General features: G+C 68.8%; 21 protein-coding genes. 11 read left to right on the forward strand and 10 right to left on the reverse strand.

The window, feature by feature from the left end; translation table 11 throughout:
• Positions 1-176: 176 nt before the first annotated feature.
• Entirely contained in the window at positions 177-974 is a 798-nt protein-coding gene (locus PGN16_RS11190) for an aspartyl/asparaginyl beta-hydroxylase domain-containing protein (protein WP_335309476.1), read from the reverse strand.
• Between the two features lie 151 nt (positions 975-1,125).
• Between PGN16_RS11190 and PGN16_RS11195 the strand changes: the two genes are divergently transcribed.
• The gene (locus tag PGN16_RS11195) at positions 1,126-4,038 is read left to right on the forward strand and encodes a M16 family metallopeptidase (protein ID WP_335309477.1); all 2,913 of its coding nucleotides are present in this window, start codon (positions 1,126-1,128) and stop codon (positions 4,036-4,038) included.
• A gap of 188 nt (positions 4,039-4,226) precedes the next feature.
• Here the strand turns inward: PGN16_RS11195 and PGN16_RS11200 are convergent, their stop codons facing one another.
• Positions 4,227-4,529, reverse strand: coding sequence for a polyhydroxyalkanoic acid system family protein (locus PGN16_RS11200; protein WP_335309479.1), 303 nt, complete (start codon positions 4,527-4,529; stop codon positions 4,227-4,229).
• Positions 4,530-4,613: 84 nt separating this feature from the next.
• Between PGN16_RS11200 and lnt the strand changes: the two genes are divergently transcribed.
• From lnt to ruvA, 3 genes are all read left to right on the forward strand, one after another.
• Positions 4,614-6,233: an apolipoprotein N-acyltransferase gene (gene lnt, locus PGN16_RS11205; RefSeq protein WP_335309480.1), complete on the forward strand. Its 1,620-nt coding sequence runs from the start codon at positions 4,614-4,616 to the stop codon at positions 6,231-6,233.
• 42 nt (positions 6,234-6,275) lie between these two features.
• Positions 6,276-7,493 (forward strand): methionine adenosyltransferase, encoded by a 1,218-nt coding sequence (gene metK / locus PGN16_RS11210; RefSeq protein WP_335309481.1) that lies wholly within the window; start codon positions 6,276-6,278, stop codon positions 7,491-7,493.
• Between the two features lie 371 nt (positions 7,494-7,864).
• Positions 7,865-8,461, forward strand: a complete 597-nt coding sequence (gene ruvA, locus PGN16_RS11215) for a Holliday junction branch migration protein RuvA (protein ID WP_335309482.1) — start codon at positions 7,865-7,867, stop codon at positions 8,459-8,461.
• A gap of 330 nt (positions 8,462-8,791) precedes the next feature.
• Here ruvA and PGN16_RS11220 read toward each other — a convergent pair whose 3' ends face one another.
• Positions 8,792-10,171, reverse strand: coding sequence for a DEAD/DEAH box helicase (locus PGN16_RS11220; protein ID WP_335309483.1), 1,380 nt, complete (start codon positions 10,169-10,171; stop codon positions 8,792-8,794).
• Positions 10,172-10,424: 253 nt separating this feature from the next.
• On the opposite strand from PGN16_RS11220, the gene PGN16_RS11225 reads away from it, so the two are divergent.
• Positions 10,425-12,533 (forward strand): ATP-binding protein, encoded by a 2,109-nt coding sequence (locus PGN16_RS11225; protein WP_335309484.1) that lies wholly within the window; start codon positions 10,425-10,427, stop codon positions 12,531-12,533.
• Positions 12,534-12,537: 4 nt separating this feature from the next.
• Here PGN16_RS11225 and PGN16_RS11230 read toward each other — a convergent pair whose 3' ends face one another.
• Complete coding sequence (locus tag PGN16_RS11230; protein WP_335309485.1) at positions 12,538-13,881, reverse strand: methyl-accepting chemotaxis protein; 1,344 nt, start codon at positions 13,879-13,881, stop codon at positions 12,538-12,540.
• Positions 13,882-14,033: 152 nt separating this feature from the next.
• On the opposite strand from PGN16_RS11230, the gene PGN16_RS11235 reads away from it, so the two are divergent.
• The 3 genes from PGN16_RS11235 to PGN16_RS11245 are packed head-to-tail and all read left to right on the forward strand — an operon-like array spanning position 14,034 to position 17,220.
• The gene (locus PGN16_RS11235; RefSeq protein ID WP_335309487.1) at positions 14,034-16,118 is read left to right on the forward strand and encodes a catalase; all 2,085 of its coding nucleotides are present in this window, start codon (positions 14,034-14,036) and stop codon (positions 16,116-16,118) included.
• Positions 16,119-16,131: 13 nt separating this feature from the next.
• A complete protein-coding gene (locus PGN16_RS11240; RefSeq protein WP_335309488.1) occupies positions 16,132-16,755 on the forward strand; it encodes a YbhB/YbcL family Raf kinase inhibitor-like protein in 624 nt (207 codons plus the stop codon).
• 3 nt (positions 16,756-16,758) lie between these two features.
• Positions 16,759-17,220 (forward strand): DUF3429 domain-containing protein, encoded by a 462-nt coding sequence (locus tag PGN16_RS11245; RefSeq protein WP_335309489.1) that lies wholly within the window; start codon positions 16,759-16,761, stop codon positions 17,218-17,220.
• 16 nt (positions 17,221-17,236) lie between these two features.
• On the opposite strand, the gene PGN16_RS11250 is transcribed toward PGN16_RS11245, so the two are convergent.
• From PGN16_RS11250 to trmB, 3 genes are all read right to left on the reverse strand, one after another.
• Positions 17,237-17,443 carry a hypothetical protein gene (locus tag PGN16_RS11250; protein WP_335309491.1) on the reverse strand — a complete coding sequence of 69 codons (207 nt, stop codon included), beginning with the start codon at positions 17,441-17,443 and terminating at the stop codon, positions 17,237-17,239.
• A 130-nt stretch (positions 17,444-17,573) separates the two neighbouring features.
• Positions 17,574-18,179, reverse strand: coding sequence for a PEPxxWA-CTERM sorting domain-containing protein (locus tag PGN16_RS11255; RefSeq protein ID WP_335309493.1), 606 nt, complete (start codon positions 18,177-18,179; stop codon positions 17,574-17,576).
• A gap of 90 nt (positions 18,180-18,269) precedes the next feature.
• Positions 18,270-18,950, reverse strand: coding sequence for a tRNA (guanine(46)-N(7))-methyltransferase TrmB (trmB, locus tag PGN16_RS11260; RefSeq protein ID WP_335309494.1), 681 nt, complete (start codon positions 18,948-18,950; stop codon positions 18,270-18,272).
• A 47-nt stretch (positions 18,951-18,997) separates the two neighbouring features.
• Between trmB and PGN16_RS11265 the strand changes: the two genes are divergently transcribed.
• Together PGN16_RS11265 and PGN16_RS11270 are read left to right on the forward strand one after the other, a co-directional pair.
• Positions 18,998-19,762: a hypothetical protein gene (locus tag PGN16_RS11265; RefSeq protein ID WP_335309495.1), complete on the forward strand. Its 765-nt coding sequence runs from the start codon at positions 18,998-19,000 to the stop codon at positions 19,760-19,762.
• A 56-nt stretch (positions 19,763-19,818) separates the two neighbouring features.
• Complete coding sequence (locus PGN16_RS11270; protein ID WP_335309497.1) at positions 19,819-20,448, forward strand: phosphatase PAP2 family protein; 630 nt, start codon at positions 19,819-19,821, stop codon at positions 20,446-20,448.
• A gap of 95 nt (positions 20,449-20,543) precedes the next feature.
• Here PGN16_RS11270 and PGN16_RS11275 read toward each other — a convergent pair whose 3' ends face one another.
• Positions 20,544-23,561 carry a glycosyl hydrolase family 28-related protein gene (locus PGN16_RS11275; RefSeq protein ID WP_335309498.1) on the reverse strand — a complete coding sequence of 1,006 codons (3,018 nt, stop codon included), beginning with the start codon at positions 23,559-23,561 and terminating at the stop codon, positions 20,544-20,546.
• Positions 23,562-23,861: 300 nt separating this feature from the next.
• Positions 23,862-24,116, reverse strand: coding sequence for a helix-turn-helix domain-containing protein (locus PGN16_RS11280; protein WP_335309499.1), 255 nt, complete (start codon positions 24,114-24,116; stop codon positions 23,862-23,864).
• Positions 24,117-24,323: 207 nt separating this feature from the next.
• Between PGN16_RS11280 and PGN16_RS11285 the strand changes: the two genes are divergently transcribed.
• On the forward strand, positions 24,324-25,001 hold the full coding sequence (locus PGN16_RS11285; protein WP_028967214.1) for a FadR/GntR family transcriptional regulator: 678 nt from the start codon (positions 24,324-24,326) through the stop codon (positions 24,999-25,001).
• Between the two features lie 137 nt (positions 25,002-25,138).
• Here the strand turns inward: PGN16_RS11285 and rpoZ are convergent, their stop codons facing one another.
• Entirely contained in the window at positions 25,139-25,483 is a 345-nt protein-coding gene (gene rpoZ / locus PGN16_RS11290; protein ID WP_028967226.1) for a DNA-directed RNA polymerase subunit omega, read from the reverse strand.
• Between the last annotated feature and the right edge of the window lie 11 nt (positions 25,484-25,494).

Here is a 25,494-nt window from a genome sequence, read left to right on the forward strand (position 1 = left end):
CGACAGTACGGGACCGTGCGTTCGCGAAGCCGTACCCCGGCGGAGGCCGGGGTCCAGTCGGGAAGGTGGTGCAGTCGGTCACAAACCTTCCCCAACTGGGCCCCGGCCTTCGCCGGGGTACAGGAAGGGGACTTTGCAGAGGTCTCGCGCAGGCGGGGATTGCGGGCAGTGGCCGATCAGCCGTCCAGCTGCGCCACCGCCGCGTTCCATTTGGCGACGTTCGCGCGCGCCTCCTGCACGAAGGCGGAGCGCCGGACCGCGCCGAGGAACAGGTCCGCGATCCATTTGCCCGGACGACGTAGCGGACGCTCGAACTGGATCAGCAGCACCACGCGCGTGCCGTCGGTGTCGTTCCATACCTCATGGTCGTAGGTGTCGTCGAACACGAGCGTCTCGCCCTCCGACCAGCGGACGATCCGGTCGTGGACGCGCATCCGCACGTCGCCGTCGCGCGGGACGATCAGCGCGAGGTGGCAGGTGATGAGCCCCTTGGTCACGCCGCGGTGCGCCGGGATGTGCGTGCCGGGCGCGAGGATCGAGAAGAAAGCGGTTGTCAGCCCCGGCACGCGCGCCAGCACGTCGCGGGTGCGCGGGCAGCGGGTCAGATTGTCGTCGATCCGATAGCCATAGCCCCACAGGAAATAGGAGCGCCACTTGCCGACCTCGGCGATCGCGCGGTGATCGGGGGAGATGGTGGCGAGGCTGGGCGCGGCATCGCCGACCAGCGCCACCGCGCGCGCCTCGGCGAGAATGTCCTGCCAATGGTCGCGGAGCAAGGCGGTCCAGCCGAAATCGCGCACGTCGAGCACCGGGGCGTTGGCGACCAGCGACGACCCCGCGATCAGCCTGTCGAAGGTGCCGCGCAGCCGCTTGCCGACGCGCACCGGCCACGGACGGCCGCGCTCGGCGACCAGCGCGGACGATGGTGGCGCGGCCAGCGATCCCGATGCGGTAATTCTCAGATCGGACCTCATCATCTGTTTGTCGATCAATCACTTGCCCGCCGCCGGACAATGGGAAAGCGGCAGCGAATAGACCCGCATCACGGCCAGAACGTGGCGCACGACGGCAAAGGAAAGGCGAGCGGGCGTTGCCGCGCGCCCCGCCCGTGCCTACAATCGCGGGATGCTTTCTTATTCGCGCGCGCTCGCGAAGCCGCTCGTCGCCCTCCTGCTCGTCTCCGTCGCGCTGCCGCTCCCCGCGCAGCAGCGTGCGCGGCGCGCGCCGGTCGCGACCTCCACCGTCCCCACCCAGGCGGCCGCGCCGATCACGGTCGACACCCGCCCGTGGCTGTTCGCCGATTCGGACATCCCGCCGGACATCAACTGGCATTTCGGCGCGCTGCCCAGCGGGCTGCGCTATGCGGTGCGGCGCAATGCGGTGCCGCCGGGGCAGGTCGCGGTGCGCGTCCGCATCGACGCGGGGTCCCTTTACGAAACCGATGCCGAACAGGGCTTCGCGCATCTGATCGAGCATCTGTCGTTCCGCGGATCGAAATACGTCCCCGACGGCGAAGCGAAGCGCGTGTGGCAGCGGTTCGGCGCGACCTTCGGCAGTGATTCGAACGCCTCGACCACCCCGACGCAGACCGTCTACAAGCTCGACCTGCCCGGCGCGACCGACGTCAAGCTCGACGAAAGCCTCAAGATCTTCTCGGGCATGATGGCCGCGCCCGCGATCACCGACGCCGGGCTCGCCGCCGAGCGTCCCGCCGTGCTCGCCGAGCAGCGCGAGGCGCCGGGGCCGCAGGTCCGCTACGGCGACGCGCTGCGCCAGACCTTCTTCGCCGGGCAACCGCTCGCCAGCCGCTCGCCGATCGGCACGATCAAGACGCTGGAGGCCGCGAACCCGGCCAGCGTGCAGGCCTTTCACGACAAATGGTATCGCCCGTCGCGCGCCGTGGTCATCATTTCGGGCGACATCGATCCCGATGTCGCGGCCCGGCTGGTGGTCAAGAATTTCGGCGGCTGGCAGGGCAAGGGCGCCAATCCCGCCGACCCCGACTTCGGCACGCCGCAGACCGGTGACCCGATCGCCAAGACGATCGCCGAGCCGTCGCTGCCGCCGATCGTCGCCACCGCGGTGCTGCGCCCGTGGAAATATCAGAGCGACACGATCGTCTTCAACCAGAAGCGGATGGTCGACCAGCTCGCGATGCGGCTCATCAACCGCCGGCTGGAAACGCGCGCGCGCGCCGGGGGCAGCTTCCTGCAGGCGTCGGTCAATCTCGACGACGTATCGCGCTCCGCCAACGGCACCTTCACCAACGTCATCCCGATCGGCGACGATTGGGAAGCGGCGCTGAAGGACGTGCGCGCGGTGATCGCCGACGCGATGGCGACCCCGCCGACGCAGGGCGAGATCGACCGCGAGCTGGCCGAGTTCGACGCCGCGATGAAGAACGACGTCGACACGGCGCGCGTCGAGGCGGGCGCGAAACAGGCCGACGACATGGTCAGCGCGCTCGACATCCGCGAGACGGTCGCGGGGCCGCAGACCAGCTACGACATCCTCAAGCAGGCGCGCACGAAGGGGATGTTCACCCCGGCCGCGATGGTCGAATCGACCAACCGGCTGTTCAAGGGCGACGCCAACCGCGCGTTGGTCAACACCCGCACCCCCGACGAGGGCGCGGCGGCGAAGCTGGCGGCGGCGATGAAGGCCGACGTCTCGAAGCTGGCGGGCAAGCGCACGCAACAGGCGGCGGTCGATTTCTCGCGCGTCCCGAAGCTCGGACAGCCGGGCAAGACCGTCGCGCAGGCGCGTGTCGGCGATCCGCCGATGGAACAGGTGACCTTCGCCAACGGCGTGCGCGCGCTGATCTATCCGAACGCGTCCGAGACGGGGCGCGTCTATCTGCGCGTGCGGTTCGGCCGCGGCTATCAGGCGCTGCCGTCCGATCGGCCGACCCCGGCCTGGGCGGGCGACACCGCGCTGATCGCGAGCGGGATCGGTTCGCTCAACCAGAGCGACCTCGACCAGCTCACCACCGGGCGGCGCATGGGGCTGGACTTCGACATCGGCGACGATGCCTTTCTGTTCGGCGCGCAGACCACGCCGGGCGACTATGCCGACAATCTGACGCTGATGGCTGCCAAGCTGGCCGCGCCGCGCTGGGACAAGGCGCCGGTGGCGCGCGCGCGCGCGGCGATGCTGGCGGGCTATGCCGGGCTGTCGTCGTCGCCCGACGGCGTGCTGGCGCGCGATCTGGAAGGACTGTTGCGCGACGGCGACCCGCGCTGGGGCGTGCCGACACTGGAGCAGATCGAGAAGCTCGATGCGGCGTCGTTCAAGAAGCTCTGGCAGCCGCTGCTGGCGACCGGGCCGATCGAGGTCGATATCTTCGGCGACGTCAAGGGCGACGAAGCGATCGCGGCGGTGGCGAAGAGCTTCGGCGCGCTCAAGGCGCGGCGGGCGGACGATCCGCGCTCACCGACGGTGCGCTTCCCGGCGCATGTCGCGCAGCCGGTGCTGCGCACGCACGACGGCGACGACAATCAGGCCGCGGCGGTGATTGCGTGGCCGACCGGCGGCGGCTCGGCGGATCATGCCGAGCAGCGGCGGCTCGACGTGCTGGCGGCGGTGTTCAACGACCGGCTGTTCGACCGGCTGCGCTCGGTGGCGGGGGCGAGCTATTCGCCGAGCGCGCAGAGCCAGTGGCCGGTCGGCCAGCCCGGCGGCGGGCGACTGATCGCGATCGGCAAGGTCGCGCCCGACAAGGTGCCGCTGTTCTTCCAGCTCTCGCGCCAGATCGCGAGCGAGCTGGTCACGACCCCGGTCAGCGAGGACGAGCTGCGCCGCACGATCGTGCCGATGCTGCAATATATGGCGCGCGCCTCGTCGGGGAACCAGTTCTGGCTGCTCCAGACTAGCGGCGGGACCTTCGACCCCAAGCGGATCGAGGCGAGCCAGAGCCTGGTGAGCGACTTCACGACGATCACCCCCGCGCTGTTGCAGGCGACCGCGGCGAAGTATCTGAAGCCGGAGAAGGACTGGACGATGGCGGTGGTGCCGAAGAAGGCCGCCGCGGCGAAGTGAGGGCGTGAAGGGTAGGTTCGTCCCCTGCCCCACACGCAGTCGCCCCTGCGCAGGCAGGGGCCTATCGCTGTCTCGTGGGTCGATCAGGCTGACACATGGAGCAACGCCCGTGTGTCAGGTGGCGCGCGGCACGATACAGACATGGGCCCCTGCCTGCGCAGGGGCGACGGTGGGTTTGGCGACAGGACTTACGCCAGCAGTTTCGGGCCGTCTTTCTGCAGCTTCGCGCGCAATTGCTCGCCGAACATGCCGAGCAAACCCGGCAATTCGAACAGCGCATGGACGTTGCGTTCGGTGACGTCGAGCTGGACCGCGACGCGCTGGCCCATGCCCTCGATGACGAAATGCAGCGTATCGCCGTCCCAGCGATGCTCGCTGACGTGCCCGCCGGGGATGTAGCCGGCGAGTTTGTCGAAACCGCCGTCGATCCGCGACCGCGCGCCGGCGACGCCGAGCTGGTGCGGCAGGTCCACTTCGATCGGCTTGCTCATGCGATGAATCCATGACGTGTCATGCTGCACTGATACGCCTCGCAACCGTCATCGTCACGCCCTACCTCGCGCGCATGGCTTGCGATGCCGCGCGCGGCGTCGCAGGAGGCGATCGTAACCCGCGGCAAAGGATGCGCTGCCCTGTCCTATCGTTCCTCGATCGAAGCGTTTCCGCGGCGCTATCCGGCGCTTGCCGCACTGTTGCTGGGCGTCGCCGCGGCGTGCGGGTTCGCGCCGCTGGAATATTGGTGGCTGGCGATCGCCGCCTTCGCCGGCTGGATCGCGCTGGTCCATGCCGCGCCGACGCGCGGGCAGGCGCTGTGGCGCGGCTGGGCATTCGGGGTCGGGCATTTTACGATCAACGACAATTGGTTCCAGCACGCCTTCACCTTCCAGGACCAAATGCCGCACTGGCTGGGCTATGCCGCGCCGTTCGCGCTGGCGCTGTATCTGGCGGTGTTCCCGGCGCTTTGCGCGGGGCTGGCGTGGCGCGGGCGGAGGGCGCGGATCGACGCCGGGTTCGTGCTGCTGTTCGGCGCGTGCTGGATCTTGACCGAGTGGATGCGGAGCTGGTTGTTCACCGGTTATGCGTGGGATCCGGTCGCGGTGATGTGGGTGCCGGTGCAGCCGGTGGCGTGGCTGGCGACGTTGGTGGGCACTTATGCACTGTCCGGACTCACCATCGTGGCCGCGGGTGCGCTGTTGTTGCTGCCGGCGGGACGCAAGCAGATCGGCATCGGCATGGTCGCGTTTGCGATCCTGACGGTCGCGGAGCTGCTGAGTTACCGGCCGGGGTCGGCAGCGGCCGCCGCGGACGCGCCGCGGCTCGTCGTCGTTCAGCCCAACGTCCCGCAGGATCAGCGCGGCGAGAGCGATCAGGCGATGATGCTCGCGCGGCTGCTGCGGCTGTCGGGCACGCCGGGCGGGGCGCAGCGGCTGGTGATGTGGCCCGAGGGCGTGATCCGCGACTTCATCGAGGATGATTATCCGTTCTGGGTCTATGGCAACACCAGCCCGTGGCTGACACGGACGCGGATGGCGTCGGTGCTGGGGCCGCGCGACATGCTGCTGACCGGCGGCACCGCCCTCCAGTTCGACGGCAAGGGCGAGGTGACGACCGCGAGCAATTCGGTGTTCGCGCTCGATGCGCGCGGGCAGATTCGCGGACGCTACGACAAGGCGCATCTGGTGCCCTACGGCGAGTATCTGCCGATGCCGTGGCTGCTCAAGCCGCTGGGCCTGTCGCGGCTGGTGCCCGGCGACATGGACTTCGCGCCGGGGCCGGGACCGCGCACGATGTCGGTGCCGGGGTTCGGCGCGATCGGGATGCAGCTGTGTTACGAGATCATCTTCTCGGGTGAGGTCGTCGATCCGGCGCGGCGCCCGCGGTTGATCTTCAATCCCTCGAACGATGCGTGGTTCGGCACCTGGGGGCCGCCGCAGCATCTGGCGCAGGCGCGGCTCCGCGCGATCGAGGAGGGGCTGCCGGTCGTGCGCGCGACTCCGAACGGGATCTCGGCGGTGATCGGGGCCGACGGCGCGCTGCTGGCGACGGTGGCGCATCATGTCGGCGGTGCGGCGATCACGCCGATCCCTCCGGCCCATGCCCCGACGCTGTTCGCACGGCTGGGAAACTGGGCGGCGTTGCTGGTCGGGACAGTGCTGACGCTCGTCGCATTTGCGTTGCGGCGTCGATCGCGGTAACGACATAAAGCTATCTTTATATCGTTATCTGCCGGAGCCTCCATGCGTCAGTCGTTCATCTTCACGTCCGAGTCGGTGTCCGAAGGCCATCCCGACAAGGTCGCGGATCAGATTTCGGATTCGATCGTCGACCTGTTCCTGTCCAAGGACCCCGAGGCGCGCGTGGCGTGCGAGACGCTGACCACCACCCAGCTCGTCGTGCTGGCGGGCGAGATCCGCGGCAAGGGCGTGTACGAGAACGATCAGTGGGCGCCCGGCATCCAGGAAGAGATCGAGGCGACCGTCCGCGCGACCGTGAAGCGGATCGGCTATGAGCAGTCGGGCTTCCACTGGAACGAATTCCGCTTCCTCAACGAGCTGCACGGCCAGTCGGCGCACATCGCGATGGGCGTCGACGAGAGCGGCAACAAGGACGAGGGCGCGGGCGACCAGGGCATCATGTTCGGTTACGCGACCGACGAGACGCCGGGCCTGATGCCCGCCACGCTGTATTACAGCCACAAGATCCTCGAGCGGCTCGCCGCCGACCGTCATTCGGGCGCGGCGCCGTTCCTCGAGCCGGACGCCAAGAGCCAGGTGACGTTGCAGTATGAGAACGGCGTGCCGGTCAAGGCGACCGCGCTGGTCGTCTCGACCCAGCATGCGCCGGGCTATTGCGAGAAGGGCGACAATGCCGACGTCGCCAAGTACAAGGTCCTGCACGACCATGTGATGGGCGTGTTCAAGGACGTGCTGCCCGACGGCTTCATCGACGACGCCACCAAGATCTACATCAACCCGACCGGCCAGTTCGAGATCGGCGGGCCGGACGGCGATGCCGGGCTGACCGGGCGCAAGATCATCGTCGACACCTATGGCGGCGCGGCCCCGCACGGCGGCGGCGCGTTCAGCGGCAAGGACCCGACCAAGGTCGACCGTTCGGCGGCCTATGTCGCGCGCTATCTGGCGAAGAACGTCGTCGCGGCGGGCCTCGCCAAGCGCTGCACGATCCAGCTTTCCTATGCGATCGGCATCGCCGAGCCGCTGTCGGTCTATGTCGACCTGCACGGCACCGGGACGGTCGAGGAGGCGAAGCTGGAGGCCGCGCTGCCGCAGCTCGTCCGCCTGACCCCGAAGGGCATCCGCGAGCATCTGGCGCTGAACAAGCCGATCTATTCGAAAACCGCGGCCTACGGGCATTTCGGTCGTGATGCCGAGGGTGATCTGTTCACCTGGGAAAAGACCGATCTGGTCGACGCGCTGAAGAAGGCCGTCGCCTGATGTGACTTGGGGGGCGGTTTGCTCGCCCTCCTCTCGTCATTGCGAGCGTAGCGAAGCAATCCAGGGCGTCCTGGTCCGGCCCTGGATTGCTTCGCTACGCTCGCAATGACGATGAAATTGGCGCAAGCGCTTCCGTCTTCTCGGACCTCATGCCGGGCCCTTCGACGAAGCTCAGGAGAGCCTTGTTCCGGCATCCACCGGTCCGCACGGCAAGACGCGGCTGGTCAAGCGGTACGGTGGTCCCGGATCAAGTCCGGGATGACGGATGTGGCGAGCGGCCTGTGACCGGCGATCGGTCCGCGATGGCGTCGCCACGCTCGCAGTGACGAGGCTGATGACGCAGCCCCCGCTTTGTTCTACCGCCCTGCCTCATGATCGCGCATCTCAAGGGCATCCTGACCTCGACCGGCACCGACCATGCGGTGATCGACGTCCACGGGGTCGGTTATCTGGTCGGCGCGTCGGCGCGGACCTTGGCGGCGATCGGCCCGGTCGGCGAGGCCGCAACTTTGTTCACCGAAATGCTGGTGGCCGAGGACTTCATCCGACTGGTCGGCTTTGCGAGCGCTGCCGAGCGTGACTGGTTCCGGCTGCTGACCGGGGTGCAGGGCGTCGGCGCGCGCGTCGCGCTGGCGATCCTGTCGGCGCTGGAGCCCGCCGACATCAGCCGCGCGGTGATGGCGCAGGACAAGGCGACCGTGGCGCGTGCCAATGGCGTCGGCCCGAAGCTGGCCGAGCGGATCGTCCGCGAGTTGAAGGACAAGGTCGGCGGGGTCGCGCTGGGGCCGTCGGCGGCGGCGCAGGTGGTGCCGGTCGGTTCGGGATCGGACGCGGTGTCGGCGCTGCTCAACCTCGGCTTTCGGCCGGCCGAGGCAGCGAGCGCGGTCGCGGCGGCGGAGGAGGAACTGGGTGACGGTGCGTCGCTGGACGCGCTGGTGCGGCTCGCGCTGCGCAAGGCGGCGAAGTAGCGGGGACTGCCGCTATTCGGAGCCTGGACGCGCGGAGCTATACGAAGCTGTGTCAGAGGGGCCGGCTGGCCGCGTGCGCGGGGGTGAGAAGGTTGCGACCGTCGCCCCGGACTTGATCCGGGGCTCCGCTGCTTCCGCGCTTTAAAAGAAGAAGAAGCGGGGCCCCGGGTCGAGCCCGGGACGACGGGGCACGTTCGAGCCTCGCACCGCCGTCGTCCCTGCACAGGGGGAATCCAGACATGCCGGTCTTCGTAAGGGCCGCGCACTCAATGGCTCTGGTATTCCGTATGCGCGGGGATGACGAGGTGTCGACCGTCACCCCGACGGCGCTTACGCGCCCGCCGACGCGCCGCTGCCACCGCGACCACGGCCGCGACCACCACGGCTGCGGCGCGCCCCGCCGCCACCGGCGCTGGCGTTCGCATAATTGCGGCCGCCCTGCGCCGAACCCGGCGTCGCGCGCGGGGCGTGGCTGGCCTTCGGCCGCGCTGGGCCGCGCTGCTGGCGGGGGCGATCCTCGCGCGGGGCGGGATCGGCGCCGATCGTCTTGACGCGCTGCGCCTTGAGCTGTTCGGCCTGCTTCGTGAAGTCATCCGGCAGCGGCGACACCGCCACCTTCTGGCGGGTCAGCTTCTCGATGTCCTTCAGGTACGGACGCTCATCGTCCGCGCAGAAGGCGATCGCCTCACCGCTGCGCCCGGCGCGCGCGGTACGGCCGATGCGGTGGACATATTGCTCCGCGACATTGGGCAGCTCGAAGTTGAAGACGTGGCTGACCCCCGAGACGTCGATCCCGCGCGCGGCGATGTCGGTGGCGACCAGGATCGGCACCTCGCCCGACTTGAACAGCGCCAGCGCGCGCTCGCGCTGCGGCTGGCTCTTGTTGCCGTGGATCGCATTCGCCGCGATGCCGTTGCCGGCGAGCAGCTTCACGACACGGTCCGCGCCGTGCTTGGTGCGGGTGAAGACCAGCGCGCGGTCGATCGGCATCTGGCGCAACAGGATCGTCAGCAGCGCCTGCTTCTCGGTCTGGTTGCAGAAGATCACCGACTGGTCGACGCGCTCGGCGGTGGTCGACTGCGGCACGACGCTGACCGTCGCCGGATCGGTCAGGAACTGATCGGCGAGCTGACGGATCGACGGCGGCATGGTCGCCGAGAAGAACAGCGACTGGCGCTTGCGCGGCAGCATCCGCACGATCTTCTTGAGCGCATGGATGAAGCCGAGGTCGAGCATCTGGTCGGCCTCGTCGAGCACGAGGATCTCGAGCATCGACAGGTTGAGGAAGCCCTGCTCCACCACGTCGATCAGCCGGCCCGGCGTGGCGACGAGGATGTCGACGCCGCGCGCGACGTCGTTGCGGTTCTTGTTGATGCTGGTCCCGCCGAAGACGGTCGCGACCGACAGCTTGGAGAACTGGCCATAGGCGCGCGCCGAATCCGCGATCTGGCTGGCCAGTTCACGCGTCGGGGCGAGCACGAGCATCCGGCAATGCGTCGGCAGCACCTTCTTGCCGGCCGACAGCCGCTGGATCGACGGCAGCACGAACGCGGCGGTCTTGCCGGTGCCGGTCTGCGCGATGCCGAGCAGGTCGCGGCCCTCCAGCAACTGCGGGATCGAGTCGCGCTGGATCGGGGTGGGTTCGGTATAGCCCTTGGCTTCGAGCGCGCGGACGAGCGGCTCGGCAAGGCCGAGAGTGGCGAAAGACATGGAAGAACAGTCCTAAATACAGGCGCTATCCGCGACGTCGGAAAGACGCACGAATGGCGGGGAAGATTGACACCCCGCGTGACTTGGGAAGCCTGTGAAAAACGACCGAGGCGGAGCCGGGACCAAACGGTCCGATCACGCTGCCGACGCCTCGATGCTGCGCCACATGGCGAATTCGCTAACGGAAGTCAAGGCGACACCTTTGGCGGGTTGCGCGCAACCGTTGCGAAAGTATCGCGTTCGCAACGCCGCCATGACCGAACAACCGTCCCCCACTTTGCGTCATGCGCCCGATTCACCGCCGCTAGGTCGTTGGGATTGGGACGTCATCGCCGATCGCGTCACCTCCGATGCCGGGTTCGCCCGGCTGTATGGCGTGGCGCCGGAAACCGCTGCGGCCGGGGCGCCGATCGCCGAGTTCTTCCACGGCATCGCGCCGCAGGACCTGCCACGCGTCAAGGCCGCGATCGCGCGCAGCATCGACGAAGGCGTATCGTTCGAGGAGGAATATCGCGTCGCCGGCCCGGGCGGCCGCTGGCGCTGGGTCGCGGCGCAGGGGCGCGTCGATCGCGATGCCGACGGGCGCGTCACGCATCTGCCGGGCATCAGCTTCGACATCGACGTGCGCAAGCGCGCCGAATTGCGGCTGTCGGCGCTCGTCGAGCTGGGCGATCGACTGCGCGATCCCGGCGATGCGGGCGATCTGGCGCTGGCGGCGGCGCGCGTGCTGGGCAATGCGCTGGACGTCAGCCGCGCCGGCTATGGCACGGTCGATCCGGTCGCGGAGACGATCACCACCGAGCGCGCCTTTTGCGCCGAGGGGATCAGCGCGCTGCCCGCGATCCTGCACTTCCGCGACTATGGCACCTATATCGAGGATCTGAAGCGCGGCGTGACCGTCGCGATTTCGGACGTGCGCGCGGACGACCGCACCCGCGACACCGCGGAGGCGTTGCGCGGCCTGGCGGCGATGTCGTTCATCAACATGCCGGTCACCGAACAGGGCGGGTTCGTCGCGCTGCTCTACCTCAATCACGCCGAGCCACGCGAATGGCTGCCCGACGAACTCGCGCTGGTCCGCGAGGTGGCGGAGCGCACGCGCGACGCGGTCGAGCGGCGCCGCGCCGAGCACGAACTGGCGGCGCTCAACGAACGGCTGGAGCAGGAGGTCGAGACGCGCACCGCCGCGCTGATGGCGGCCGAAGAACAGCTCCGCCAGGCGCATAAGATGGAGGCGGTCGGGCAACTGACGGGGGGCCTGGCGCATGATTTCAACAATCTGCTGACCGGCATCTCCGGCGCGCTGGAGATGATGCAGGTCCGCGTCGCGCAGGGACGGATCGGCGAACTGGACCGTTATGTCGCGGCGGCGCAGGGCGCAGCGAGACGCGCGGCGGCGCTGACGCACCGGTTGCTGGCCTTTTCGCGCCGCCAGACGCTCGATCCGCGCCCGACCGACGTCAACCGGCTGGTCGCGGGGATGCAGGAGTTGATCCACCGCACGCTCGGCCCCGCGATCACGCTGGAGGTGGTCGGCGCGGCCGGGCTGTGGAACACGCTGGTCGATCCCAACCAGCTCGAGAATGCGCTGCTCAACCTGTGCATCAACGCGCGCGACGCGATGCCCGATGGCGGGCGGGTGACGATCGAGACCGCCAACAAATGGCTCGACGAGCGCGCGGCGCGCCCGCGCGACCTGCCGCCCGGCCAGTATCTGTCGCTGTGCGTCAGCGACACCGGCACCGGCATGACCCCCGAGGTGCAGGCGCGCGCCTTCGATCCCTTCTACACCACCAAGCCGATGGGCGAGGGCACCGGGCTGGGGCTGTCGATGATCTACGGCTTCGCGCGCCAGTCGGGTGGGCAGGTGCGGATCTACAGCGAGCCCGGTCAGGGCACGACGGTGTGCATCTATTTGCCGCGCCACCACGGCGAGGTGGACGGCGACAGCGAGGCGACGCTCCCGCTCGATCAGGCGCAGCCGGTCGAGGGGATGCCGACCGTGCTGGTCGTCGATGACGAGCCGACGGTACGGATGCTGGTGATCGAGGTGCTCGACGGACTGGGCTATACCGTGCTGGAGGCGGGCGACGGCGCGGGCGCGCTGCGGATGCTCGACAGCGGGATCAAACCCGACCTGCTGGTCACCGACGTCGGGCTGCCCGGGCAGATGAACGGGCGGCAGGTCGCCGACGCGGCGCTGGCGCGCTTCCCGACTTTGCGCGTGCTGTTTATCACCGGCTATGCCGAGAATGCGGTGATCGGCAGCGGGCAGCTCGACCCGCATGTCGCGCTGCTCACCAAGCCGTTTACGATGGAAGGACTGGCCGCCAAGGTGCGGGCGTTGCTGGCCGAGGCCTAAGACCCTAGCCCAACGGCTCCTCGACATCGGTCAGGAAGGCGGTGACGCCGGCGTCCGCCGCGGCGGCGATTGCCGCGAGCCGCTCGGCCAGCGCGCGCATCGCCATTGCGTCGTCGCCCGCCTCGCGCGCGCGGGCGAGCACGTCGCTTACCCCCGCATCGATCTGAATCGCCGCGACGCTGGCCTGACCGACATTGTCGCCGATCGCGCGCCCGGCGACGCCCTGTTCGCGGACCGCGGCGATCACGCTGGCGGACAATTCCTCGATCGCATCCACCGCGCGCACGATCCCGGCGTGACCGTCCGACACCGCGCCGATCGCGGTCCTGATGCGCGCGACATGGTCGGCGATGCCCCCCGCCGCGGCGCGGGTCTGCGTCGCCAGCGATTTGACCTCGCCGGCCACCGCGGTGAAGCCGCGCCCGGCATCCCCGGCGCGCGCGCATTCGATCGCGGCGTTGAGCGCCAGCATCCCGGTCTGCTGCGCGATCGTGTCGATCAACTCGCTGACGGTGGCAATCGCCTCGGCCGCGTCGCTGAGCGCGCGAATCTGCTCCGCGCCGGAATGGGTGCGCGCCACTGCGCGCTGCGTCGCCGCCTCCGCCGCGCGCATCCGCTGTTCGACCGCGTCGAGCGCCCCCGCGAAGTCCTGCGCACGCGTGGCGATCCGTTGCAGATTGACCGCCGCGCCCGCGGCGGCCGTGGCGACGTCCCCGACGCGCGCATCGATGGTCTGCGCGCGATCGGCGATGCGACGCGACGCCGTGCCGACCGCCTGCGACACTTCGCCGAGCCCCTGCGCCAGATCACGCGCGTCGCCACGGAAGCGCCGTGTCGCTTCCTCGATCCGCAAGGCACGGCGGCGTTCGGCCAGATGCGTGCGCCCCGCGCGTTCGGCGGCGATCCGCAACAGGCTGGGCTGGTCGACGATCCCGGCGAACCGCCCGCCGCGCGTCAGGATCAGCCCCTCCGCCGCGTCCGCCGCCCGCCACGCCGCGAGCGCGGCGACCGCGGGCGCACCGATCTCTATCGTCGGACACGCGCGCATTTTGCCCGCCACGCCCATCGGCAGGCCGCGATTGCTGAGCAAGGCATGGCCGAACGGGCTGAACAGCAATGGGCGTAGATCACGCTCCATCAAGGCGCCGCGCGGCCGATCGTGCGAGTCGACGATCGCGATCATCCGCAGATGCGGCGCGGCGCGCAGCAGCGTGACCGCATCGAGCAGGGCGGCATCGTCCGTTAAGACACTGGAATCGGTGGCCCATCCCGCCTCGACCCCATCATCGCCCTGATCGGCGAGAGGCGCGGGCGTCAGCGGCGGCAGCAGGCGGAGGACCGAGGGCATGACCACAGGGTTATCCGGCTTTAGTAAATGCCGCCTTTCCCGCGCATGACAGCGCGATGAAACCTGCCGCACGCGCGGAACCGCAGCGCGCGCCGTTCCTTTGATCCATGATACCCGCGCGTCGTCGCGCGCGGCGCCAGTGAGGATCGTCCATGACCGACATCAAGACCCGCCCGGCCGGCAACGGCGGCGAGACGCATCAGGTGACCGACGCCGATCATCCGGTGCTGACCACCAATCATGGGACGCCGGTGTCGGACAATCAGAATCAGCTGAAGGTCGGGCCGCGCGGCCCGGTGCTGCTGGAGGACGAAGTCTATCGCGAGAAGATGAACCACTTCGACCATGAGCGCATCCCGGAACGGATCGTCCATGCGCGCGGTTCGGCCGCGCACGGCTATTTCGAATGCACCGAGTCGCTGGCCGACATCACCCGCGCCGATTTGTTCCAGAAGAAGGGGCAGCGCACCGAGGTGTTCGCGCGCTTCTCGACCGTCGCGGGCGGCGCCGGGTCGGTCGACACGCCGCGCGACGTGCGCGGCTTTGCGGTGAAATTCTACACGCGCGAGGGCAATTGGGACCTCGTCGGCAACAACATCCCGGTGTTCTTCATCCAGGACGCGATGAAGTTCCCCGACCTGATCCACGCCGCCAAGATGGAGGCCGACCGCGGCTATCCGCAGGCAGCGACCGCGCACGACACCTTCTGGGACTTCATCTCGCTGATGCCCGAGGCGACCCATATGATCATGTGGGCGATGTCGGACCGGACGCTGCCGCGCAGCTTCGCGACGATGGAGGGGTTCGGCATCCATACCTTCCGCTTCGTCAATGCCGAGGGGAAGAGCACCTTCGTCAAGTTCCACTGGAAGCCGCGCGCGGGGCTCGCCTCGACGATCTGGGACGAGACGGTCAAGATCGCCGGCGCCGACCCCGACTTCCAGCGCCGCGACCTGTTCGAGCGGATCAACCGCGGCGACTATCCCGAATGGGATCTGGGCGTGCAATTGTTCGACGAGGAGTTCGCGAACAGCCAGCCCTATGACGTGCTCGACGCGACCAAGATCATCCCGGAAGAGGTGCTGCCGGTCCGCATCGTCGGCAAGATGGTGCTCGATCGCTATCCCGACAATTTCTTCGCCGAGACCGAGCAGGTTGCCTTCTGCCCGAGCCACATGGTGCCGGGGATCGACCATTCGAACGATCCGCTGCTGCAGGGCCGGCTGTTCAGCTATCAGGACACGCAGATCAAGCGGCTGGGCTCGACCAACTGGCACCAGCTGCCGATCAACCAGGCGAAGGGTCGCGCCGATGCGGCGGGCTGCCCGTTCCTGAACATGCAGCGCGACGGGCATATGCAGATGCAGGTGCCCAAGGGCCGCGCCAATTACGAGCCGAACAGCCTGCACCTCGCCGGTGAGCCCGGCGGCCCGCGCGAGGACCCGAACGGTTTCAAGAGCTTCCCCGCCGAGGAAAGCGGGCCGAAGCTGCGCATCCGCGCGGAGAGCTTCGCCGACCATTATTCGCAGGCGCGGCTGTTCTGGCGCTCGATGGACAAGGCCGAACAGGCGCATATCGCCTCCGCCTTCGTGTTCGAGCTGAGCAAGGTGTCGATCCCGCATATCCGGGTCGCGCAAGTCGCCAACCTGCGCAACGTCGATGAGGAACTGGCGCAGCGCGTCGCCGACGGCCTCGCGATCGACCTGCCCGCGTCGTCGCCGACCAGCGCGCCGGTGCGCGACATGGCGCCCTCCCCCGCGCTGCGCATCGTGCGCGGGCCGCTGGAAAAGCATACGCTGGAGGGGCGGACGGTCGGCATCCTGTTCGCCGACGGCACCGATCGCGAGGAGTTCGAGTCGACGGTCGCGGCGGTCAAGGCGGCGGGCGGTCACCCGCTGACGATCGCGCCGAAGGTCGGCGCGGTGCCGCTGTCGGACGGCACGACCGTCGCCGCCGACGCCCAGTTGTTCGGCCAGCCCTCGGTGACGGTCGACGCCTGCGCGGTGATCCTGTCGACCGACGCCTGCGCCAAGCTCGTCAAGGAAGGCGCCGCGGTGCAATGGGTGATGGACGCCTTCGGCCACCTGAAGGCGATCGGACATAATGAGGCCGCCAAGCCGTTGCTCGACAAGGCGGGGGTCGAACCCGATGCCGGGGTGACCGACCTGGAGGCGTTCGTCGATGCCGCCAAGCAGCGCTATTGGGACCGCGAGCCCAACGTCCGTACCCTGGCCTGAGGGAGCGAGGATCATGCTCGAACACGTACCGCACTGGCTGGGCAGCCTGATGCACAATGTCCGTGCCGGTCATGCCAAGCTGGCGATCGTGCAGGACGGCATCGTCACCGGCGACGCGCGACTGGACCTGTCCAGCCTCGCCTTCGCCGATGGCGCGCGCCTGCCGGAACGCTTCACCGCCGACGGCGAGGGTGTGTCGCCGCCGCTGACGTGGCGCGGCGTTCCGGCCGGTACCGCGGCGCTGGCGTTGCTGGTCGAGGACCCCGACGCCCCTGCCCCCAACCCGCTGGTCCATGCGGTGGTGTGGAACCTGCCGCCGGAGGACGGCTCGCTTTCCGAAGGGGCGATCGCGCCGGACGGGCGTGGTGCGGACGACGGGTCCGACGTCGGGCGCAACAGCTATGCGCAGGAAGGTTGGTTGCCGCCCGATCCGCCGACCGGGCATGGCAGCCACGATTATGTGTTCCAGCTCTTCGCGCTCGACAGCGCGGTGGCGCTCGACATCAATCCGGGGCGCAGCGACTTGCTGGAGGCGATCCGCGGACATGTGATCGCGGCGGGAATGCTGGTCGGCACCTATTCGCGCGGCGAGGAAGCACCGGTCGGCCCTGCTACAGCGTCGCCGCAGGTGGCCTGAGCGATGACCGCGCTGCCGCAGGTCCGCACCCCGCCGGCGGCGTTGGGCGCAGCGGGGCTGCTGCCGCAGGTCGCGTGCGTCGCGATCGCGCTGGCCGAACCCGGATCGCGGGCGGCGGCGGGGATGATCGGCGGGGGCTATGCCGCGCTGATCTTGTCGTTCCTCGGTGGGATGTGGTGGATGCAGGCCCTGCTGCGCAGCGACGAGCGCTGGTGGCCGTATCTTCTGGCGGTCGCGCCCAGCCTGATCGGCTGGTTCGCGCTGGTGGCGGCTATCGGCGGTGTGGCGCCGCCGTCCGCGGCGCTGATGCTGCTGGCGCTGGCACTGCTCGCCAGCCCGCTCGGCGATCGCGAGATCGGGCCGCTGCTGCGCGGCGTGCCGGCGTGGCGGCACTTGCGGCTGACGCTGTCGGGCGGGCTTGGCGCGCTGACGCTGGTGCTGGCGCTGGTCAGCGGGCGGGGCTGACCCCCGCCCGTCTGCCTCAATGCTTGCGCGCGGCGGCCGCCTTCTTGGCGTAATGATGGTGCGCGACCACGCAGCCGGCGGCGGCGCCCATCACGCCATGTCCCTTGCCGACCATATGCCCGGCGAGTCCTCCGGCGGCGGCTCCCCGCAGACAGCCCTTGGCCGACGCGGGCGATGCGGCGAGCACCGTGGCGGCGATGGCAGCGATCATGATGGAACGCATCTCTTCTCTCCTTGCTCGATAGGAAGAAGATAGGCGGTCGACGTGGGTTGTCCCGTTACAAACAGGACAGGCGCCGGACAGGCGCCGACAAGGCGGCACGGACGCGAAGATCCGTGCCGCCGGATCGATCTCAGGCGAACAGCGGCTGGATCGTCGCGGTCTTGCGACGACGGATCGCAGCGCCGACCAGACCGAAGCCGAGGATCATCATCGCCCAGGTCGCAGGTTCCGGCACCGCATCGGTCGGCGGCGTGGTGCCGCGGTCGAAGCGCACCTGCAGCGAGCTGTCCGGCGCGAAATAGGTGTTCGACAGATTGATGGTGACGAAACCGGCGTCGAAGCTGATGTTGTTGGGATCGAAGGCGAAGGTATTGAGGTCCGCATCGAAGTTGACGACCTTGTTCACGTCGCCCAGCTCGGCATAGGTGAACGGGTCGGTGAGGTTCGAGAAGGACAGCGTACGAAGCCCGCCCATCGCCGCGCCATCGGGCAGGTTGGTGTTGTTGCTGAAGCTGATCGTCAGCAGCCCGGCGGAGAAGTCCGCGTTCAGCGTCGTGCCGTAGACGTCGAATTCGATGCCGAACTCGCTGCCGCTGCCGACGACCGCATCGTCGACGGAGCATTCCAGGTTGACGCCGCCGCAGGTCACGGAGTCTCCCACCGACACCGTCGCGGAGGCTGGAGCGGTAATGAACGCGCCGATCAGCGCGAGGCTGCCCAAAATATGCTTCTTCATGTCACTCCCCTGTCTGGTCGGCAGGGGCCGACCTTTAACGGCGTCTTACAGCAATTCGTTAACAGATCGTTAACGATACTGCCGAGGGGATCATATGCGCGTGTAACGAAAATACCAGACCTCATGCCCCTGTCGGCGCGCCTTGCGTTCGTAGCGGGTTTCCGGCCAATCCTGCGGGCGTTCGAGGAAGTCGCGGGCGGTTTGCGCCTGCCACACGAAGTCGCGGCGCTGGTTCATCACCATCATCGACCAGCGGCAATAGGTGGGATCGTCGGTGCCGAGTCGGAACTCCGCGCCCGGCTTCAGCTTGGTGGCGATCAGGTCGAGCGGGCCGTGATTCATCATGCGGCGCTTGGCGTGGCGCGCCTTGGGCCAGGGATCGGGGTGGAGCAGATAGACGCGCTCCAGCGACGCGTCGGGAAGGCGTTCGATCACCTCCAGCGCATCGCCCATGTGGATACGGACATTGTCGAGCGCGCCGTCGCGGACATGGCCGAGCGCGCCGACCACACCGTTGAGGAACGGCTCGCAGCCGATGAACCCAGTGCCCGGCGCGGCCGTCGCCTGTCCGGCGAGATGCTCGCCGGCGCCGAAGCCGATCTCGACCTGCAACGGGCGATCGTCGCCGAACAGCCGCACGGCGTCGAGCGCACCCTCGGTGGAGACCGCGATGCGCGGCAGCAATTCCTCGACCAGTGCCGCCTGCCCGGCGCGCAACGCATGGCCCTGACGCCGGCCGTACAGGCGGCGGATCGTTGTGGGATCGTTCATGCAGGCGCGCCTACCGCACGGGCGCGCGAAACGAAACGGAGGAAGCGATGCGTGCGTGGTGGAGCGGTGTGGCGGTGCTTGTCGCGGCAGCGGCGGTGCCGGCGTGGTCGCAACTGTCGAGTCCCAAATCGATCTCGATGCTGAACGGCGACGGCGGCTGGACGCAGGCGGTGTTCGTCTGCGACTCGACCGACCGCGACCGCGTGCTGATCCTGTCCGCCCCCGATGCGCAGCGCGCCGCGACGCTGACCAGCCTGTCGAAGCCCGGGCTGGTGCGCCATCAGGTCGCGGTGCGCGTCGGCGTCGGCGATCCGGGGATGGGGCAGGTCTATTATCCGCTCACCAACGCCGCCGGGCGCGCGGTCGGCAACGTCCATGCGATCAACCCCGGCATGGTCGAGCCCGGCGCGACGACGCCGACCGTCACCGCCGTCACTTACGGCCGCGACACCACGTCATGCCGCTTCGCGCCGCAGACGCGCGTGCTGGGGGTGACCGCGAAACGCTCGGTGCAACTGACGCGCAGCGAGCGCGACGGTTTCGTCTATCGCAGCTACAATCACGACACCGACCTGCCCGCGATCGACCAGCCATGGGGTGGGCGTGACACGCGCGCCTCGTTGACGATCACCGGCGGGCGATTGATCGAGGAGCGCGGCGGGCGGCGCATCTATCAGTTCGCGAACGGCGGCTATGTCTATCGCGTGCTCGCCTCGGTCGATCCGGCGAAGGGCGGCGGCGGGGTGCAGGTGTGGCGCGACGGGCGGATGCTGCTCGCCGAACCGTTCGTCGCCTATACCGCTGCGTCCTGACCGGGACCGAAAGCGCACGCGGCTCGTTGGCAGGCGGACACCCTAGCGGAGCCGATATGGGCAAGAAGAAGAAAAAGGCGCTGCGCGCCGCCGCCGAACGCGAACATGACGCCACCGCGCCGCTGCGCGCGCTGGCGGCGGCAGGGGCGATGCGCGCGCTGGCGCCGATCGCGAAAGCCACCGACGAGCCGCCGTTGCTCGCGCTCGGGCTCGGCACGCTGGCGATCGGCGCGGTGTTGCGCCGGCCGGCGTTGGCGCGCAGCGGCGCACGGATGGTCGCGAGCCATCTGCTCGCGACGGGCCTGAAGACGGTGCTGAAGGCCGGCGTCGATCGCGCGCGGCCGAATGTCGCGGGTACCGACGCGGTGCCGCGCAAGGGGCATGGCACCGACGACACCGATCTCAACGCCTTCCCCTCGGGGCACACCGCCGGCGCGGTGGCGGTGGCGCAATCGGTCGCGCACGAAGCGCCCGGTGTCGGCGGCGTCGCGAAGCTGGCCGCGGGCACAGCGGGCGCCGTTCAGGTGGCGCGCGGCGCGCATTATACCAGCGACGTGGTCGCGGGCGCGGTGATCGGCTGGCTGTCCGAACGGGTCGCGGGCTGGGCGATCGAGGCGGGCGAGCGCTTCGCCGAGACGCGCCGCGAGGTGAAGGCGGAGGCGGAGGTCGAAGCGCACCCGAGCTGACCGCCTTTCCAGCCGTTCGTGCTGAGCTTGTCGAAGCATGTGCCCGGCACACGCCCTTCGACAGGCTCAGGACGAACGAGTTACCAAGAGCGCTGTTACAGTTGCATCGCGTACAATGCGTGATGCGCGAGGATGTAGAGCGTACGCCGGTCCGCGCCGCCGAGCAGCAGTTGCAGCGGGCGTTCGGGAACGTCGATGCGGCGGGTCAGCGAGCCATCGGGGGCGTAGACGAACACCTGTCCGTTCGCGACGTAGAGGTTGCCCGCCTCGTCGCGCGCGACGCTTTCGCCGCCGCGCGGGGCGACGACCTTGAGGTCGGTCACCTGCCCGCTCGCGCCGACCAGACCGCTGTAGGTAAGGTTCTCCGACGCGTTGGTCAGCGTCACGCGGCTGCCCGGCACCGCGCCGACGAAGCCATAGGAATCGAGCGTATCCGACCAGCGCCAGCCGAGATGATCGTCCGGCCCCTGGTTCCAGACGCGGAACGCCGGCAGCGCCAGCGACCCGTCGGGCGAGCGATATTCCTGCGGCTTGGCCTCGCCCAGCTTGGTGGTGAAGAAGGACGCGATCGGCGGATAGTTATAGGTCGCCGGGTCGATGCGATCCGCGAACTCTCCGTTCGCCCAGACGTTTACCGGCAGGAGCGTCATGGCCTTGTCGCTCGTGCGTGCGGCGGTCGCTTCGATCGGGCGGATGTCGTCGGGGTCGGCGGGGTCGAGGCTGTAGACGCTGCCGTCGCGACCGGCGGAGGATTGCACCAGCAACCGGCCGGAGCGGTCGACCGCGAGGTTGACCGGGTCGAGCGGGGCGTCGGAAACGGTCGTCAGGCCCTCGGTGGGCGTAAAGCCATGAATACGCTGGAAGAAGCGGTCGACGAAATAGAGCTTGCCCCGCGCGTCCACCGCGCCGCCGGAAATGGAATAGAAGCCGTCCGCCAGCTTGGTCACGCCGGAAGTGACGGGAATCGCCAACTCCGCCGTGGCCGTTGCGGTGGCCGTAGGAATGTCGAGGCTGGCGAACTCGCGTTCGCGGACCTCCTGGCGGCGGGTCATGTCCTTGATGCTGTTTTCGAACGGGAATTTGCTGGCGCGCAAATAGGTGCCGCAGCCCTTGGCGTCGCAACTCGCGAAGCCGCTCTCGGCGTTCACATGGACGTTGCGGAAGCGGATACCGCCTGAATTGAACAGCTTGACCGCCGCATCCATCGGCTTGATCGTCCGCGTCACGCGATAGCCGTGGTAATTGGCGAACAGGATGTCGCTCGAATCGTGGAACTCGGTCGAGACCGCATTGACGCCGTCGCGGACCTCCTGTTCGGTCTGCGGTGCCAGAAACTCCCAGTTCTTGACCCGGTCCAGCACGATTTCGGCGCGATAATGATGCTCGGCGGAGAGTTGGTAGACGTGTCCGGGCGTGCTGGTGTCGGAAACGTGGAAGCCCGCCGACGCGAGCGTGTTGGGCGACCAGATCGCCGAGAAGGTGCCGCCGCCGCCGTCGGTGACCATGATGCTGGGGTACTGGCCGTCGGTACGTGCGCGCGGGTCGTTCTGGTTGATCGGGCTGCCCTTGGTGAGCACCGTGCCGCCGCCGCCCTGGATCTTGACGTCGTTGACCTCGGACGCCGCGCCGGCTTTCCACAGCAAGGCGGTGGCGCGGCGGTTGATCGCGCCGGTCCAGAGGCCAAGGCCGTGGACGATCGCATTGCCGCCCTTCGCGCTTTCGATCAGCGCCTTCGCACCGCCGACGCCGGTAAAGGCGGGGGTTTCGTCGGGCAGATAGACGTGCGTCAGGCTGGGGTGGAGCGAGATCAGGATGCTGTCGGGGCGCAACCGGATCGTGTCGGTGACACGGTAGCGGCCCAGCGGCAGGTAGACGACGCGGTGAGTGTCGATCGCGCGCTGCAGTGCGGCGGTGTCGTCGGTGGCGTCGTCACCCTTGACGCCGAGATCGTGCGCATTCGCCCATTCGCGGACCGGCGGGAGCGCGCGGATCGCGTTGGCGGGGCGCTTCGGAATACGTGATAACGGGGTCATCGTCACGTCGGTGGCGGTTTCTCCGATCGTGCCGAGCCCCGCGAGCTTCAGCCCGTGCGAAAAATCGGCGACGCGGTAGCGCGCGCCCTGCCCCGCGATCGTCTTGCCGGAGTCGCGGAAGCGCGCGAAGGTCGGGGTGTCGATCGCCACCGCATCGTCGAAGCCGATCTGGGTGAAGACGCTCTTCTCCTCGGAGATCATCACCGCCGCCTGCGCGACGCGCTCGAAGCGGACCTGCTTGCCCCACAGCGAATCCGAATAGCCGCGGTCGATCTCGATCCCGACCGGCGTGTCGCGGATCGCGACGTTGACGAGGGTCAGGTCGACCTCATGCTCGCGGATCGCGGCGTCGCGCTGCCCGGAAAAATCGCTGTCGATCAGCGTGAACTGCCATGCCGGCGAGGTCTTCTCGGACATGATGCCGTAGCGCCCGCCGAAGAAACGCAGATCCTCGAACTCGTTGCCGGCCTGATAGACGCCGGCCAGCCCCGAGCCGATGTGGAAATCGACATGGCGGAGATAGCCGTGCTGCGCGACGCGGAAGCGCACCGCGACCGCGCCGGCATTGCCGTCGCCGATGCGGAAGTCGATGTTCGACAGCGCGGAATAGAAGGTGCTGGAGGTCGCGTCGAAGATCGCCGGGTCGAACGGGACGCTGGTTCGCGGCGGGACCGGCGCCTTGCCGACGCGATACTGGTCCTCGCCGGTGAAGGCGACCATCGCCGCGACGCCGTTGCCGAAGCCGGCGGTGTTGTCGCCGAGCACGATCTGCGGGCGGGTCTTGCCGATGCCGAACAGCCGCACCGCCGAGCGGACGAAGATCGTCCGCGAGATGCGGTAGGTGCCAGAGGGGACGAAGACCACGCCACCGTGCCCGCCCGCCGCGGCGGCGTCGATCGCCTGTTGCAGCGCGGCGCTGTCGTCGGCGCGGCCGTCGCCGACCGCCTTGAGGACGATCGCGCGCGGGTCGTCGGGCATGGTCTGGTAGACCGACGCGCCGGGCTTAATGCCTGGGGCCGCCAGTGCCGGGGTGGCGAGCACCGCTGCCAGTGCCGCCCCGATCCGCCATCCTGCCCGCATCGCCCGTCTCCCGTCTGTTTTCGCGCTTTTGCTAGCGATACCAGCGGGATGCTTCATGCGCGACGATGGTCGTAGGTGGGGGGTGCGGGGCCTTTAATTTTGAACGTCGCCCCGGACCTGATCCGGGGCCCCGCTTCCTCCTGAGACCGACAGAAGAAGCGGGATCCCGGATCAAGTCCGGGATGACGAAGAGGCAGGAGAACGGTGGCTCACGACCGGGCGTAGCCTCGGCGTAGCGCAACGCACATCATCAGCGTCCCCCGACTGGACCCCGGCCTGCGCCGGGGTGACGGGAATGCTTCAGGCGTAGCTTGTGTCGGCGCTGAGCGCCTGTGCGGCGATCGCCACCTGCGTGCGGTTGCGGACGTTCAGCTTGCGCATCAGCGCGGTCATGTGCGCCTTCACGGTCGCCTCGGCGATGCCGAGGTCATAGGCGATCTGCTTGTTGAGCAACCCGGAATGGACGCCGCGCATCACCTTGAGCTGCGTCGGGGTCAGTTGCGCCAGCATCGCGCCGCTGACCGGCGCGGGCATCTCCTGAACAGTCGCTTCCATTCCTTCCTCCCGTAACACCGCCGTCCCGTCACGCTTTCGAGCGGATTCGGTTGGACAGCTTTGTGCGTTATGCCCCGCTATGTTAGCGCTTTTCAAGTAACATGCGATAGGTGGCGGGGCAAAGTTGTCGGACAGGCGGCACAAGCTCTCGCCACTTCGCCGGCCGTCCGCTAGGTTCGCAGCGACATCGCACGGGAGGGGATCGCGGTGAGCGAGGGACGACTGGCCGACCGCGCCTATGCCGCGATCGTGCGGATCATCAACGACGAAGGGCTGACGACCGGCGACCGCCTGCCCTCCGAGGCGCGGCTGGCCGAAACCTTCGGCATGTCGCGCACGATCGTCCGCGAGGCGCTGGCGCGGCTCGCCTCCGACGGGATCACCGAGGCGCGGCGCGGCGCCGGCAGCTACGTCAAGCGGCGGCCGTCCGAGCGGCTGGGGACGCATCTGCCGCTCGACGCGCTGGCGGCGACGCTCGGCACCTATGAGGTGCGGTTCGTGCTGGAGGCGGAGGCGGCGCGGCTGGCGGCGCTGCGCCGCTCGCAGGCGCAGCTCGACGCGATCGAGGCGGCGCTGGAGGCGTTGCGCGCGGCGCTGTTCTCGAACGCCCCGGCGCATGACGAGGATTGGGCGCTGCACCTCGCGATCGTCGCGGCGACCGGCAATGCCGCCTTCGCGCCGGTGTTCGACCATCTGCGCGACAGCGTGATGCATATCCTGCGCGCCGGGGTCGACATCTCGCGCTCGCGCCCGCCGCAGGTGATCGGGGCGATGATGGAGGAGCATGACGCGATCGTCGACGCGATCCGCACGCGCGACGCCGATGGCGCGGCGCTGGCAATGCGCTGGCATCTGTCGCAGGGGCGCAAGCGATTGATGCCGTGAGCGGTCGCGTCACCGCATCTTCCTCGCCCCCTCGGCTTGCCGACGGGTCCGGTATGACGCCCTTGCAGCCGACACGAAAAGGGCCGGCCGCTCCACCGAGCGACCGGCCCTTTTTCGTCTACACCAAAGCGACGGGATCAGCCGTCGTAATCGGCGCCGAGGTTCTGGTTGCGCGGCGGGGCGACGGCGGTGAGGCGCAGCGCCTCGGCCGAGGCGGCCAGGCTGCCGATCTCGTCGGCCTCTTCCTCGTCGTCGATCTGGACACGCTGGAGGCTCTGCACCACCGACTCGTGCAGGTCCTTCGGCCGCACCGTCTCCTCGGCGATCTCGCGCAGCGCGACCACCGGGTTCTTGTCGCGATCGCGATCGATCGTCAGTTCGGCTCCGCCCGACACCTGCCGCGCGCGCTGGGCGGCGAGCAGGACCAGATCGAAACGGTTCGGGATCTTGTCGACGCAATCCTCGACAGTGACGCGCGCCATCCGCGTATCCT

This window comes from Sphingomonas phyllosphaerae (assembly GCF_036946485.1).
Lineage (GTDB): Bacteria > Pseudomonadota > Alphaproteobacteria > Sphingomonadales > Sphingomonadaceae > Sphingomonas > Sphingomonas phyllosphaerae_E.

What these genes read in the sequence shown, in the direction of transcription:
- trmB (WP_335309494.1), bottom strand. Translation starts at nt 18,950, where the DNA reads ATGAACGATCCCACAACGATCCGCCGCCTGTACGGCCGGCGTCAGGGC.
- PGN16_RS11220 (WP_335309483.1), bottom strand. Translation starts at nt 10,171, where the DNA reads ATGTCTTTCGCCACTCTCGGCCTTGCCGAGCCGCTCGTCCGCGCGCTC.
- rpoZ (WP_028967226.1), bottom strand. Translation starts at nt 25,483, where the DNA reads ATGGCGCGCGTCACTGTCGAGGATTGCGTCGACAAGATCCCGAACCGT.
- PGN16_RS11245 (WP_335309489.1), top strand. Translation starts at nt 16,759, where the DNA reads ATGACCGCGCTGCCGCAGGTCCGCACCCCGCCGGCGGCGTTGGGCGCA.
- PGN16_RS11255 (WP_335309493.1), bottom strand. Translation starts at nt 18,179, where the DNA reads ATGAAGAAGCATATTTTGGGCAGCCTCGCGCTGATCGGCGCGTTCATT.
- PGN16_RS11225 (WP_335309484.1), top strand. Translation starts at nt 10,425, where the DNA reads ATGACCGAACAACCGTCCCCCACTTTGCGTCATGCGCCCGATTCACCG.
- PGN16_RS11195 (WP_335309477.1), top strand. Translation starts at nt 1,126, where the DNA reads ATGCTTTCTTATTCGCGCGCGCTCGCGAAGCCGCTCGTCGCCCTCCTG.
- PGN16_RS11280 (WP_335309499.1), bottom strand. Translation starts at nt 24,116, where the DNA reads ATGGAAGCGACTGTTCAGGAGATGCCCGCGCCGGTCAGCGGCGCGATG.
- PGN16_RS11265 (WP_335309495.1), top strand. Translation starts at nt 18,998, where the DNA reads ATGCGTGCGTGGTGGAGCGGTGTGGCGGTGCTTGTCGCGGCAGCGGCG.
- ruvA (WP_335309482.1), top strand. Translation starts at nt 7,865, where the DNA reads ATGATCGCGCATCTCAAGGGCATCCTGACCTCGACCGGCACCGACCAT.
- PGN16_RS11250 (WP_335309491.1), bottom strand. Translation starts at nt 17,443, where the DNA reads ATGCGTTCCATCATGATCGCTGCCATCGCCGCCACGGTGCTCGCCGCA.
- metK (WP_335309481.1), top strand. Translation starts at nt 6,276, where the DNA reads ATGCGTCAGTCGTTCATCTTCACGTCCGAGTCGGTGTCCGAAGGCCAT.
- PGN16_RS11230 (WP_335309485.1), bottom strand. Translation starts at nt 13,881, where the DNA reads ATGCCCTCGGTCCTCCGCCTGCTGCCGCCGCTGACGCCCGCGCCTCTC.
- PGN16_RS11240 (WP_335309488.1), top strand. Translation starts at nt 16,132, where the DNA reads ATGCTCGAACACGTACCGCACTGGCTGGGCAGCCTGATGCACAATGTC.
- PGN16_RS11235 (WP_335309487.1), top strand. Translation starts at nt 14,034, where the DNA reads ATGACCGACATCAAGACCCGCCCGGCCGGCAACGGCGGCGAGACGCAT.
- PGN16_RS11270 (WP_335309497.1), top strand. Translation starts at nt 19,819, where the DNA reads ATGGGCAAGAAGAAGAAAAAGGCGCTGCGCGCCGCCGCCGAACGCGAA.
- PGN16_RS11200 (WP_335309479.1), bottom strand. Translation starts at nt 4,529, where the DNA reads ATGAGCAAGCCGATCGAAGTGGACCTGCCGCACCAGCTCGGCGTCGCC.
- lnt (WP_335309480.1), top strand. Translation starts at nt 4,614, where the DNA reads ATGCCGCGCGCGGCGTCGCAGGAGGCGATCGTAACCCGCGGCAAAGGA.
- PGN16_RS11190 (WP_335309476.1), bottom strand. Translation starts at nt 974, where the DNA reads ATGAGGTCCGATCTGAGAATTACCGCATCGGGATCGCTGGCCGCGCCA.
- PGN16_RS11275 (WP_335309498.1), bottom strand. Translation starts at nt 23,561, where the DNA reads ATGCGGGCAGGATGGCGGATCGGGGCGGCACTGGCAGCGGTGCTCGCC.